The 13137-nt window shown below is 70.8% G+C and carries 9 protein-coding genes, 1 rRNA gene and 1 pseudogene; 2 read left to right on the top strand and 9 right to left on the bottom strand.

Translation table 11 applies throughout. The annotated features are described in order from the left end of the window. Positions 1 to 174 precede the first annotated feature (174 nt). The 7 genes and pseudogenes from D8M39_RS09915 to D8M39_RS09885 all read right to left on the bottom strand — a co-directional run bounded on the left by D8M39_RS09915 (position 175) and on the right by D8M39_RS09885 (position 8374). Positions 175 to 1890, bottom strand: coding sequence for a CTP synthase (locus D8M39_RS09915; protein WP_126874937.1), 1716 nt, complete (start codon positions 1888 to 1890; stop codon positions 175 to 177). Positions 1891 to 1933: 43 nt separating this feature from the next. Then, positions 1934 to 3646: a DNA repair protein RecN gene (gene recN / locus D8M39_RS09910; RefSeq protein WP_055086458.1), complete on the bottom strand. Its 1713-nt coding sequence runs from the start codon at positions 3644 to 3646 to the stop codon at positions 1934 to 1936. A gap of 209 nt (positions 3647 to 3855) precedes the next feature. Then, positions 3856 to 4872 (bottom strand): annotated as a pseudogene (locus D8M39_RS09905) (NAD kinase); the annotation flags it as partial. 46 nt (positions 4873 to 4918) lie between these two features. Further along, positions 4919 to 5695 carry a TlyA family RNA methyltransferase gene (locus tag D8M39_RS09900; protein ID WP_126874936.1) on the bottom strand — a complete coding sequence of 259 codons (777 nt, stop codon included), beginning with the start codon at positions 5693 to 5695 and terminating at the stop codon, positions 4919 to 4921. 3 nt (positions 5696 to 5698) lie between these two features. After that, complete coding sequence (locus tag D8M39_RS09895; protein WP_126874935.1) at positions 5699 to 6118, bottom strand: hypothetical protein; 420 nt, start codon at positions 6116 to 6118, stop codon at positions 5699 to 5701. Beyond that, positions 6115 to 7137 (bottom strand): HAD-IIA family hydrolase, encoded by a 1023-nt coding sequence (locus tag D8M39_RS09890; RefSeq protein WP_094393668.1) that lies wholly within the window; start codon positions 7135 to 7137, stop codon positions 6115 to 6117. The genes D8M39_RS09895 and D8M39_RS09890 overlap by 4 nt, the downstream gene beginning before the upstream one ends. After that, positions 7130 to 8374 carry a hypothetical protein gene (locus D8M39_RS09885; RefSeq protein ID WP_238694042.1) on the bottom strand — a complete coding sequence of 415 codons (1245 nt, stop codon included), beginning with the start codon at positions 8372 to 8374 and terminating at the stop codon, positions 7130 to 7132. Before D8M39_RS09885 ends, D8M39_RS09890 begins: the two co-directional genes overlap by 8 nt. Here D8M39_RS09885 and D8M39_RS12690 point away from each other — a divergent pair. Then, positions 8315 to 9814, top strand: coding sequence for a hypothetical protein (locus tag D8M39_RS12690; RefSeq protein ID WP_162604309.1), 1500 nt, complete (start codon positions 8315 to 8317; stop codon positions 9812 to 9814). The genes D8M39_RS09885 and D8M39_RS12690 overlap by 60 nt on opposite strands. Positions 9815 to 10013: 199 nt before the next feature. Further along, positions 10014 to 11225: a dicarboxylate/amino acid:cation symporter gene (locus D8M39_RS09880; protein ID WP_055086466.1), complete on the top strand. Its 1212-nt coding sequence runs from the start codon at positions 10014 to 10016 to the stop codon at positions 11223 to 11225. 547 nt (positions 11226 to 11772) lie between these two features. On the opposite strand, the gene D8M39_RS09875 is transcribed toward D8M39_RS09880, so the two are convergent. Together D8M39_RS09875 and rrf are read right to left on the bottom strand one after the other, a co-directional pair. After that, the gene (locus tag D8M39_RS09875) at positions 11773 to 12783 is read right to left on the bottom strand and encodes an IS481 family transposase (RefSeq protein WP_126874933.1); all 1011 of its coding nucleotides are present in this window, start codon (positions 12781 to 12783) and stop codon (positions 11773 to 11775) included. 234 nt (positions 12784 to 13017) lie between these two features. Continuing rightward, positions 13018 to 13134, bottom strand: a 5S ribosomal RNA gene (gene rrf, locus D8M39_RS09870). Positions 13135 to 13137 lie beyond the last annotated feature (3 nt).

The raw sequence follows: 13137 nt of genomic DNA, 5'->3' as shown, positions 1-13137 counted from the left end.
GAAGGGGGACGGGAGGCGCGACGCCCCAGGCGTGCGTCGCGCGACGAGGTGCCGCGCGGACGCGTGCGGAAGGGCCGGTGCGCTGGGAAGATCCGGTGTGCCTGAATGAGCAGGTTCACTGGGAAGACGGTGAATTGGAAAGGGCGGGCGCGGAACACCGCACCCGCCCTCGTCTCAGGAGGCCGCCTGCACCCCGCGGCGCTCCAGGGCGGCCTTCACAAGACCGTCGAACAGCGGGTGCGGGCGGGTGGGGCGCGACGCCAGCTCGGGGTGGGCCTGCGTGGCCACGTAGTACGGGTGCTCCTCGCGCGGCAGCTCCACGAACTCCACCAGGGTGCCCTCCGGAGAGGTTCCCGAGATCCGCAGCCCGGCGCCCGTGAGCGCCTCGCGGTACGCGTTGTTGACCTCGTAGCGGTGCCTGTGCCGCTCGGAGACCTCGGTGGTGCCGTAGGTCTCGGCCACCACGGAGCCCTCGGCGAGCGCGGCCGGGTACAGGCCCAGGCGCATCGTGCCGCCCAGGTCCCCGGCGCCCTCGACAAAGCGCTTCTGCTCCTCCATGGTCGCGACCACGGGGGTGTCCGTCTCGGGGTCGAACTCGGTGGAGGACGCGTTGGGCAGGCCCACGACGTCGCGCGCGTACTCGATGACCATGCACTGCAGCCCGAGGCACAGCCCCAGCGTGGGCACCTTGTGCTCGCGCGCCCACTGCAGCGCGCCCAGCTTGCCCTCGAGGCCGCGGATGCCGAAGCCACCCGGGACGAGCACCGCGTCCACGTCGCCGAGCTCGCGCTGAGCACCCTCGGGGGTGTCGCACAGGTCCGAGGCCACCCACTTGATGTTGACCTTGGCATTGTTGGCGAACCCGCCGGCCCGCAGCGCCTCGGAGACCGAGAGGTAGGCGTCCGGGAGGTCGATGTACTTGCCCACGAGCGCCACGCTCACCTGGTGGTCGGGCTCGTGCACCGCCGTGAGCAGGCGGGACCACTGCCGCAGGTCGGCGTCCCGGTAGTCCAGGCCCAGGTAGTCCAGGATGTAGGTGTCCAGGCCCTGGCTGTGCAGCGTGTTCGGGATGTCGTAGATGCTGGGGGCGTCCGGGCAGGAGATCACCGCGTCCAGGTCCACGTCGCACGCGCTGCCGATCTTCCGCAGCATGGCGTCCGGGACGTCCCGGTCGCAGCGCAGCACGAGGGCGTCCGGCTGGATGCCCAGACCGCGCAGCGTGGCCACGGAGTGCTGGGTGGGCTTGGTCTTCAGCTCACCGGAGGGGCCGATGAACGGGATCAGCGAGACGTGCAGGTAGAAGACGTTGCGCCGCCCCACGTCCTGGCGGACCTGGCGGGCCGCCTCGATGAACGGCTGGGACTCGATGTCACCGACCGTGCCGCCGATCTCGGTGATGATGATGTCGGGAGCGTTCTCGTCCTCCGCGCGGCGGCGCATCCGGCGCTTGAGCTCGTCCGTGATGTGCGGGATCACCTGCACGGTGTCCCCGAGGTACTCGCCGCGGCGCTCCTTGGCGATCACGGTGGAGTAGACCTGGCCCGTGGTCACGTTGGCGGAGGCGTCGAGGTTCTCGTCGAGGAAGCGCTCGTAGTGCCCGATGTCGAGGTCCGTCTCGGCGCCGTCGTCGGTCACGAAGACCTCGCCGTGCTGGAACGGGTTCATGGTGCCCGGGTCCACGTTGAGATAGGGGTCCAGCTTCTGCATGGTCACGGAGAGTCCGCGTGCCCGCAGGAGCATTCCGAGTGAGGACGCGGTGAGACCCTTGCCGAGGGACGATGCAACGCCCCCCGTGACGAAGATCTGCTGGGTCACCTTGCCGTTGTTCTTTTCTGTGCCTGCCTCGTGGGCGGCGTCCTGAGCATTCACCACGGGATTCGAGCCTACCATTCGTGTCTAGTGGGGGTTGCGGGGAGCTGGGGTGCGCGGGAGCTCATGCGGTGGCGTCCCGCATGAGCTCGCGGGCGTGTTCGCGGGCGGCGTCCGAGTCCTCGTGGCCGGCGAGCATCCGCGCCAGCTCGACCACGCGCTCCTCCTGCGTGAGGACCTTCACGTCCGAGACGCTGGAGTCGGAGGACTTGGTGACGAGCACGTGCTGGTCCGCGAAGGCGGCCACCTGCGGGAGGTGGGTGACCACCAGCACCTGCACGTTGCGGGCGAGCATCTTCAGGCGGCGGCCGATCTCCACCGCGGCCTTGCCGCCCACGCCGGAGTCCACCTCGTCGAAGACGAACGTGGGCACGGGGTCCACCTCTGAGAGCACCACCTCCAGGGCGAGCATGATGCGCGAGAGCTCACCGCCGGAGGCGCCCTTGCCCAGCGGGCGGGGGCTCGCGCTGGCATGCGGTGCGAGCATGAACTCGATGCTGTCCCGGCCGTCGTCGGTGAAGCGCTCGGCGGGCTCCACGGCCACCACCAGCGTCGCGTTGGGCATGGCCAGGGCCGTGAGCTCCTCGCTCACCGCGGCCGCGAGCCGTTCGGCGGCGGCCCGGCGCAGGGACAGCAGGGTGGCGGCGTGCTCCTCGAGCCCCGCGCGCAGCGCCTCCCCCTCGGCGCGCAGCTCCTCCTCCCGCTGCGGGTCCACCACGAGCTTCTCGAGGCTGGCCCTGGCGTCGTCCGCCCACGCGAGGACCTCGTCGATCGTGGCGCCGTACTTCTTGGTCAGCCGCCGCAGGGCGCTGCGCCGGGCCTCGACCTCCGCGAGGCGGGCGGGGCCGTCCTCGTCGAGCCCGCTCGCGTACCCGGAGAGGTCCGCGGCCACGTCCGCGGCGACAACGGTCAGTTCCCGCACCCTGGCCGCGAGTGCGGCGAGGTCCGGGTCCGCGTCCGCCTCGTTCTCCAGTGCCTGCTGGGCCTGGGACAGCATGGCGACGGCGTTCGCGCCCGCGGCGTCGTCCTCGTCCGATCCGCTCAGAGCGGTGTGGGCGGTCAGGGCGGCACTGCGCAGCGCCTCGAGGTTCGTGAGCTTCTCGCTCTCCGCGTCCAGCTGGACGTCCTCGCCCGGGATAGGCTCCACGGCGTCGATCTCGGCGAGCGCGGTGGTCAGGCTCTGCGCCTGCAGGGCCCGCTCACGGGAGTTCTCCTTGGCCGCGCGCAGGGTGGCGACGACGCCGCGGTAGCGGGCGAGCTTCTCCCGGTACAGCCCGAGCTCGTGGGCGACGGGCGGGCCCGCGTAGTCGTCCAGGGCCTTGCGCTGGGCGGCCTGGGACTTCAGGCGCAGCTGGTCCGACTGGCCGTGCACCGCCACGAGGGTCTCCCCCACGGCACCGAGCGTGCCCACGGGAGCCGAGCGGCCACCCACGTGCGCGCGGCTGCGGCCCTCGGCGGAGACCGTCCGGGACAGCAGCACGAGCCCCTCCTGCGCACGTCCGACGTCCTCGCGGTCCACGGTTCCCCCGGACTCCTCCACGAGCGACACGGCGGGGTGCTCCGCGGGGACCCTGACCGTGGCCTCGGCGAGTGCCTTGGCGCTGCCGGAGCGCACGGCGCCGGCGTCCGCGCGGTTGCCCAGCAGCATGCCCAGCGCGGTGACCACCATGGTCTTGCCCGCGCCGGTCTCGCCGGAGAGCACGGAGAGGCCTGGGCCCAGGGGCAGCACGGCGTCGGTGATGACGCCGAGGTCGTGGATGTGGATCTCCTCGATCATGCGCGCGGCTCCTCACGGTGTTCGGTTCCGGCCGTGCCGCCGTCCGAAGAAGCGGCGCCAGCCGCATCCTGCGGTGCACTCGCGCCCTGATCGGGCGCGTCCTGTGCAGGCAGGTCCGCGGCGGGGGTTCCTGCGGAGGGTGTATCCCTGGCTGGTGCGAACGTGGTCTCCGCATGGTCCCGGGCGTCACCATGGTCCCGGGCATCGCCGTGGTGCGGGATCTCCCGTCCCACCGTGAGCCTGGGCTGGTGCTCGTCCTGCGAGACCACCTTGGTGGCGGGCTTCACCAGCGGCAGTGCGGTGGTCATGGCCTCGACCTGCTCGCTCGGCATGGGTCCCCGCCAGCCCGCGATGGGCAGCTCGAACTTCTTCACGAGCCGTTCGGAGAACGGTGTGGCGTGCATGCGGGCGAGGTTCACGGACTTCTCCGAGCGGCGCACCTCGATGCGGGAGCCCGGCGGGAGGTCCACGGTGCGGCGGCCGTCGCACCACAGCACTCCGCGCGCGTCCGTGCGGGTGAGCACCTCCACGGCCATCATGGACCGCGGGGAGATCACCAGGGGGCGGGAGAACAGGGCGTGCGCGGACAGCGGCACCATGAGAAGCGCCTCGACCTCCGGCCAGACCACGGGTCCGCCCGCGGAGAACGCGTAGGCGGTGGAGCCGGTGGGGGTGGCCATGACCACGCCGTCGCAGCCGAACGTGGACAGCGGCCGGCGGTCCACCTCCGTGACCACCTCGATCATCTTCTCGCGGTCGCCCTTCTCCACGGAGGCCTCGTTCAGGGCCCACGTGTGCAGCACCTTGCGCCGGTGCTCCCACACGGTCACGTCCAGGGCCATGCGGCGCTCCACGGTGTAGCGCCCGTCAACGATCGCCTCGACCGTCTCGCTGAGCCCCGAGCGCTCCGACTCCGCCAGAAACCCCACGTGTCCCAGGTTGACCCCCAGCAGGGGCGTGTCCACCCCACGGACCAGTTCGGCGGCCCGCAGGATGGAGCCGTCCCCGCCCAGGACCATGACGATCTCGATCTCCCGCAGGGCGACGTCCTCCTCGAGGATCTCCACCGGGGGCAGGCCGAAACCGTCCGCACGCAGGGCCTCGAGGTCCGGGCGCGAGAGGACGGGCACGAGCCCCGCGGCGTAGAGCTGCTCGCAGGACTGGCGGGCGGCGTCCTTGGCCTCGGAGCGGCCCGTGTGGGTCATCACCAGGATTTTGCGGGTCACGGGTGGGGGTCCATCCTCCTGCGGTCGGGTCCCACGGTGGGCTGACTCAGCCAAGACTACGCGAGCCCTCCGACGTGCTCGGTGCGCCCGGGCGACGGCAGTGCACGAAGAACTCCACGTTGCCGTCCTGTCCCGGCAGCGGGCTCGGGGCCGTGCCGAGAACCTCCAGCCCCGTGTCCTCGGCGCACGCCGTCACGCGCAGCACGGCCGCCTCCCGCGCGGCCTCAGAGGTCACGACGCCGGTGCGGGAGAGGTTGTGCACGCCCACCTCGAACTGCGGCTTGACCATGAGCAGCAGGTCCCCGCCGGGCAGCGTGGCACCCGCGAGCGCGGGGAGCACGAGCGTGAGGGAGATGAAGGAGAGGTCGCACACCGTGAGGTCCGCCGGTCCCCCGATCTGCACCGGGTCGAGGTGGCGGACGTTGAGCCCCTCGAACACGCGCACCCGTGGGTCCTCGCGCAGCTGCGGGACGAGCTGGTCGTGTCCCACGTCCACGGCGAGGACCTCCCGCGCACCACGGCGCAGCAGGACGTCCGTGAATCCCCCGGTAGAGGCCCCCGCATCCAGGCAGCGCAGCCCCGTGGGGTCCACGTCCGCGAAGCGCTCCAGCGCTCCCACGAGCTTGTGTCCCGCGCGGCTCACGTACTCGTCCTCGGTGGACGCCTCCAGGGCGATCTCGTCCGCGGAATCCACCAGCGCCGACGGCTTCACGGCCACGGCACCGTTGACCCGGACACGACCCTCCTTGATTCGGACGGCAGCCACCGTCCGGGAACGCGCGAGACCGCGTTCGGTCACCTCACGGTCGAGACGAGGCACCACGGTCTACCGTGCCGACCGGGCGTGTCCGTGGGCGCCGCCCTCGTTCGGACCGCGCTGCTGGCCCGCATCGCCGGGCATCCCGGCTCCCCCGGTCAGTCCCGAGGGCAGCGATCCGGGACGCTCCTCCAGAATCCGCTCGAGCTCGGTGTGCAGCGCCTCGAAGGCTGCCGCGCGCTGAGTGACGGGCAGCTCGGCGATCTCCGCCTCACGGGCCAGCACCCGGTCCACGGGATCCAGACCGGTGCGCGGCGGCTCCGTGGCCCCCTGTTCCGGGTCCCGAAGGTCAGGGGACTGCAGTTCGGGGGTCTGCAGTTCCGTGGCGGGCAATCCCCCAGTCGGCAGCTGCGCATCCCCCGGCTCGGTACCGGGCAGACCTGTATCGAGCATCTCTGCGCCGGACAGCTCCGCACGTTCCTCGCTCATGCGGGGTCCTGCCACTGGACGGTGGGCTCGGCGGCCTCGTGCGGGTTCTCGGCCCACCAGGCGGCACACGCCGCGCGCCAGCCGTCGAGGTCGTCCTGCGGTGCGGTCACGACGACGACGCCGTTCTCCACCTCCGCGCGCGCCTCGCGGCAGCTCGCACTCACCCGCCCCTCCTGACGTTCCACGTTCACGGAGGGGTACGGCTCGAAGAGCTCCCTCAGAGTGCCGAGAAGATAGGTGGGCCGCTGCTCGGGGCACGCCGCGATCACGGTGGTGGGTCCGTCCACGCCCGTGAGGACCTCGATGCTCTCCATCTCCGCGTTGTGCGCGCCCAGGATGTCCGTGTCCAGCCGGTCGCCGACCACCGCGGGTCGCGCAGCACCCACACGCTCCGCCGCCTCCCGGAAGATCGGTGCCTCGGGCTTGCCCGCGACGAGCGGCTCCCGCCCGGTCGCCTCGGCCACCGCGGCCACGAGGGTCCCGTTGCCCGGTGCAATGCCTCGCTCCCGCGGGATCGTGCGGTCCGTGTTGGTGGCGCACCACAGCACGGAGTCGTCCGCGAGGGTGAACGCCGCCTCGGCGAGCTCCTCCCACCCGAGGTGCGGGTCGAAGCCCTGCACGACCGCGTGGGGTTCCTCCCCCTGGGTGCGCACCGGCACGAGCCCGACGGCGCGGATCTCGTCCGCGAGCGCCGTCGCCCCCGTGACCAGCACGCGCGCGGACGGCGCGAGCCGGTCTGCGAGCAGCGCGGCGGCGGCCTGCGCGGAGGTCACCACGTCCTCGACCGTGGTGGGGGCGCCCAGCGAGGTGATGTGCTCGGCCACCGCGGCGGGCGGGCGGGACGCGTTGTTCGTCACGTACATCACGGCGCGCCCGTCCTCGCGGGCACGGCGCAACGACTCAGGAGCCCCGTCGATGGCGTGGGGACCCGCGTAGACCACGCCGTCCAGATCGCACAGCAGGGCGTCGAACCGCTCCACGAGGGGGCGGTCCTGCTCCGCTCCGGCCCGATCAGTCATCGAGGTTCTCCCGGTGCGCAGTGTCTGCCGCCTCGCTCGCGCCGCGACCGTCACGCGCATCGTCGTCGACGGCGTCGTGGTCGAGCTCGTCCGCACCGGCCCCGCTCTCCGACGCGTACCCGTACGCGCCGTCGGCCGGCACCTCGCCGAACTCGCCCTCCACGTCCTCGTCACCGGACTCGTCGTCACCCGCAAATCCGGTCCCGGGCTCGTCGTCCGAGGGCTCGTCGTCGCCGGGCCCGTCGATGGACGCGGCTACCGCAGCACCGTGCAGCGAGGTGGCAGTTGCTTCCTCGCCATCGGCGTCCTCCCGGTAGCCGTCCAAATCAGGACTGCCCTGGACGCTGGTGGTCAAATTGTTGGAGCCCGGCTGCACATCGAGCCCGTCCTCTGCCGCAGCGGCCTCGGACACCGGGCCCTCGGCGCGGTGGTGCGCCGCGCCGTCGTGCCCCTGGCTGACGTCGTCGCCGCGCCCGGCCCTTTCCTCGCGGCCGGAACGGTCGTGGTGCTCGGTACCGCCCTCGGAGCGCCCGCCTTCGGCGGCGTCCTCGGGACCGCCCACGCTGTGCCGCCTCTGCGCCTCGCGAACGGTGCGCTCGGCCTCGTCCTCGTCCAGGTCGTCACCGAGGTCCACGATCTCCGGCTCGGAGAACTGGCCCATGCCGAGGGCTGCCTCGGCCACGATGGCCTGCCGCTCCCAGGACATCGACTCCTGGTCCCGGCCCACGGCACGCAGCGCCTCCGCGTAGGCCCGGAAGAGCTTGGGGCTGTAGGAGAAGCCGCGGTTCTTGTCGAGCTGCGGGATCTCCAGGGCCGCGAGCGCGGCGGCATGGTCACCAGCGTCGGCGTGGATGCCGGAGACCACCATGGCGAGCTCGGCCTTGGCCTCCGCGTCCAGGGAGTCGGCGGCGCCGGACGTCGCCTCTTCGAGAGCCTTGTCCGCCCGGCCGAGGGCGCGCTGGCAGTCGACCATCATGGGCAGGTGCTCCTGCGAGCCGGAGATGCGTCGGTGCGTGCGCAGCTCCTTCAGCGCCAGGGCATAGTCTCCCGCCGCGTAGGCGGCGACGCCCGCGGTCTCCCGGACGACGCCGATCCGGCCGGCCTTGCGGACCGCCGCGTTGGCGTGCTCCAGGGCGAACTCGGGGTCGTCGTCCACGTAGCGCGCGGCCATCACCAGGTGCTTGGAGACGCGCTCGGCATTGCCCGGCTCGAGCGCGTCGAGCTCGTGGCGGGTCACGCGGTCGATCTCGCGGCCGGTCACATCCGCATCGATGTCCGGGGCGACGAAGCGCGGCTGACCGTCGTCGTGGCCGCGACGGCGGTCCTCACGCTCGAAGCGCCCGCCATCACCACCCCGGGCGGCCCCGCGGCGGTCGTCGCGGACCCGGTCCCCGCCGCGACGGTCATCCCGGCGATCGTCGCGAGTGAAGCCGCCGCGACGATCATCACGGCCGTAGCTGCGGTCACCGGAACGGGCGCCGCGGTCATCACGACGGCTACCGCCGGAGAAGCCGCCCTCGCGACGGCCACCACGATCATCACGACGCTCGTACCCGCCCCGACGGTCCTCGGAACGCCCCGCGCCCCCGCGGTCATTACGGCTGAAGCCGGCGCCCCGGCGGTCATCCCGGCGGTCGTATCCACCACGACGCTCCTCCGAGCGCCCGCCACCGTCGCGGTTGCCCCCGCTGAAACCACCCTCACGACGGTCGTCACGGCGGTCCCCGCCAAATCCACGGCTGTCCGGACGCCCGGCCCGGTCGTCACGACGGTTCCCGCCGGAGAAGCCGCCTTCGCGACGGCCACCACGGTCGTCCCGACGATCCCGGCTGTATCCCCGGTCCCCGGAACGGTCGTCCTGGCGGTTCCCACCCGAGAAACCACCCTCGCGACGGTCGGACCGGTCAAAACTGCGGTTCTCCGAACGGCCGCCACGGTCGTCACGACGCTCGTAACCGCCCCTGCGATCCTCGGACCGACTCGCACCCCGGCGGTCGTCACGCCCGAATCCCCGGTCCGTCGAACGGCCGCCGCGGTCATCGCGACGGTCGAACCCACGGGAGCCGGCTCCACGATCGGTCGTGCGGTCGCGTCCTCCGACGCCGCCGGGGCGGTTGTCGCGGTCTCCCCGGTAGCTGCCCCGACGCGCGTCGCTCTCGGACCCCCGGTCGAAGCGGCGCTCGGAGCCACCGCGGTCGTCGCGCCTGTCCTGGTACCCGCCACGGTCGTTGCGGCCCTGGTAGCCCGATCCGCGGTCATCGCGACCCCGGTACCCGCCGCCCTGCGAACGGTTGCCGCCGTCGCGGTAGCCGCCGCCGGAGTGGTCATCGCGACGACGTTCGTCACGGCGGTCGCCGAAGCCGCCCTCACGACGGCCCCGATCGCGGTCCGTCCGCTCTCCCCCACCCCGGTAGCCACCACGGGAGTCGTCCCGACCGCGCCCCGCGCCGTCCTGACGACCGCCCCGGTACCCGCCGTCGCGGCGCTGACCGTCACGAGCGCCGTCGTCGCGACGACCGCGGGAGAACCCGCGGTCGTCCCTGCTGCTGTCGTGCCGGCGGTCGTCGCCATCGTGGGAGCCGTGCTGATCAGAATCGCTCAAGGGGTGTCTCCTACCGTGGCACGAGGCCACACCGTGACGGGCCTCGACCTGTTGCGACGCCCACTGCTCTGCTGAGCATTCTACAAACGCGGCGGGCAGCCCTCCCAATGCCGGAACTCCCTGCCTCAGGAGCTCACGCTGCCTCCGCCTTCCGGGCCCTAGTCATGAGGTTCCACGCGGGTTCCGTGAGAGAGAGACCAATCCCTCGGCAGGCGCGACGCCACGCCCACGCCTCCGCGGAGGGCCGAGGCCCTCCCTCCGGTGATAATGAACCATGCGTTTGAGATCCCTTTCCAAGAACCTGCTGGTGCGGGTGCTCGTGGCCATCGTGCTGGGTGTCGTCGTCGGGCTGTTTCTGCCCGAGTGGTTCGCCCGTGTCTTCATGACCTTCAACGGCATCTTCAGCCAGTTCCTCGGCTTCCTGATCCCGCTCATCATCGTGGGACTCGTCACCCCGGCCATCGCCGACCTCGGTCGCGGCGCCGGCAAGTGGTTGGCGGTGACCGCGGCCATTGCGTACGGCTCCACGATCTTCGCGGGGCTGCTCGCCTTCCTGGTCGCCAAATCCACCTATCCGTGGCTGCTCGGAGGTGAGCGAACGGTCAACGGGCTGGAGAACCCCGAGGACCACGCGCTCTCCGGGTACTTCGAGATCACCATGCCGCCCGTGTTCGACGTCATGACCGCACTCGTCCTCGCATTCTGCCTCGGTGTGGGCATCACGCTCATCAAGGGCAACGTGCTGCACGACGGGTTGAGCGAGCTGCGCACCATCGTGATGCGCGTGGTGGAGAAGGTCATCATTCCCCTGCTGCCGGTCTACATCTTCGGCATGTTCCTGAGCCTCACGATGAACGGGCAGATCGTCCTGGTCATCACCACGTTCCTGCGAGTGGTCATCCTCGCGTTCATCATGACGATCGTCATCCTGGTCATCCAGTACTGCATCGCCGGCCTCGTGGCCCATCGCAACCCGTTCGTCATGCTCAAGAACATGGCTCCCGCCTACGCGACGGCGCTGGGCACCGCATCGTCCGCCGCCACCATCCCCGTCACCCTCGCGTGCACGAAGAAGAACGGTGTGGACGACCGTGTGGCAGGGTTCACCATTCCCCTGTGTGCAACCATCCACCTCTCCGGGTCGACCATGAAGATCGTCCTGTTCTCGCTGGCCATCATGACGATCTCCGGCATGCCCATCAGCACGGGGCAGTACATCGGGTTCATCTTCCTCCTGGGCGTCACCATGGTGGCGGCGCCCGGAGTTCCCGGTGGCGCGATCATGGCGGCCGTAGGCATCCTCCAGTCCACCCTCGGTTTCGACGAGACAGCTGTGGGCCTGATGATCGCCACCTACGTGGCCATCGACTCCTTCGGCACCGCGTGCAACGTCACCGGCGATGGCGCCATCGCCTCCGTCATGGACCGCCTCCTGCGCGGCAAGGACGGGACCCTGCGCAACGCCCCGGTGGAGACCGCCGCATAGGCTCAGTCCATTCACGTCGCCCCGTGGCGCGCCGACCCCCGTGGACGGCGCGCCACAGTCATCTCACCGCTTTCAGCCGGAACCATCCCCACCCCGCGCAATTCGCGTCTGAGCAGACCGGAGCAATCCGGAACAATCCGGAGACCGTAAGCCGACCCGTGTGCAGGCCAACGGCTCCCCGCGGACATGTCTGCGCCTGTCAGCGGGCCTGAGGTGGCATCCATGAGCGGCACGAAGGGATCACGGGATAAAACCGCCGTGGTACATGCAGCGAGACCTCCGAACCGGCCACGGGGCGTGAGCGTGAGCACTGGCAGCCTGGAATCACCCAGAACGAAACGAAGGCCCTGCGGGGTGGTGCACCAGTTGTGGTGCCCACCCCGAAGGGCCTTCCTCGTCCTGTACACCAAGACGTAACATGTACGCCCCTACCCGCACGAAGCCGGGGGCCCGCACCGCCTCGCCCTGGCCCCCTCCCGCCACCCGCCTAGCCCGGAGACGACGATGGGCCCGGAGCGTTGTGCTCCGGGCCCCTCCCGCCACCCTTCTAGCTGTAAGAGGGCGTGACGTTGTTGACACGGTCCGGGGTGCGTGAGGCCGGGGGCTGGTCGCCGCAGGCGGTATGGGGTCGGTGGTAATTATAGTGATTGACCCAGACCGCCACCGCGGTGCGTCGGGCGTGTTCGCTGGTGTAGGTGCGGGTATAGAGCACCTCATCGACCAGTAGCCGGTTGTAGCGTTCGACCTTCCCGTTATGCCGCGGCGTGTAGGCACGGATCCGCTGGTGGCGGGAGGCCAGGGCTTTCACGGTGCGGGTGAAGTCCCGGGCTCGGTAGTTGGCCCCGTTATCCGTCACGACCCGGTGGATCCTGTGGATCCCGTGGGCGGCGAAGAAGGTTCTGGCCCGGGCGAAGAACCCGATCGTGGTCACCGCTTTCTCGTCGTCGAGGGCTTCGGTGTAGGCCACACGGGAGAAGCCGTCCACGGCAGAGTGCAGGTAGGTGTAGCCGACCCTCGCCCCCGGCCCGCGCTTGGACTTCAACGCCTGGGCGCTACCGCGGCCGTGGGTCCGCCAGCCGCCACCGTCGGGGATCTTGCCGACCTTCTTCACATCCAGGTGGACCATATGCCCGGGCCACGCAGCGCGGATCCGCGCCGGGGTCCTGCGGGCGTTCTCGCCGGCCGGGGTCAGATCACGCAGCCGGGAGATACCGAGTCGGTGCAGCCACCGGCCCACGGTGCGCAGGTGCAACTGGTGGCCGAGCCCGAGCAGGTGGTGGTGGATACGCCGGGCCGACCACTTCCGCTCCCGGCGCAGGGACTCGATCAGTTCCACGACCACTGCCGGGGTGCGCTGCTGGCTGCGCCGCGGAATCGAGGGGCGGTCAACCAGACCTGTCTCGCCGGCCGCGAGGTAGCGGGCCACCCAGGTGGCCACCGTGGGCCGGCTGACGCGGAACTCGGCGGCCACGTGGGCCTTGGGGATCCCGTCCTCGATGTGGCGCAATACCATGCGCAGCCGGCCGGTCGGTGTCAGGGGTGCGTTAACGTGGGTCATGAACGGGCTCTTTCGTGCGGATGTTTGTGTAGGAACCTCCATCCTGTGGCGAGGAGCCCGTTCCTCATCTCACCAACGCACCCGTGACAAGAACCTCATGCCCCACAACATCTAGCCCGCACACGACGAAGGGCTCGAAGCAGTGTGCTCCGAGCCCGGGTGACATCCTGGCGTGGGTGTTAAATGCGGGGAGGCCCCACACCAAACGGTGTGGGGCCTCAACCCTGACGTGAATTCCGGCGGTGACTTACTCTCCCACACCCTACCGAGTGCAGTACCATCAGCGCTGTGGGTCTTAGCTACCGGGTTCGGGATGGGACCGGGCGTTTCCCCCACGCTATAACCACCGGAAAC

The organism is Kocuria sp. HSID17590 (assembly GCF_003989485.1).
In the GTDB taxonomy this organism is placed as follows: Bacteria; Actinomycetota; Actinomycetes; order Actinomycetales; family Micrococcaceae; genus Kocuria; species Kocuria salsicia.
Note: the sequence above shows the minus strand (reverse complement) of the source record. Positions and strands in the feature narration are given on the sequence as shown.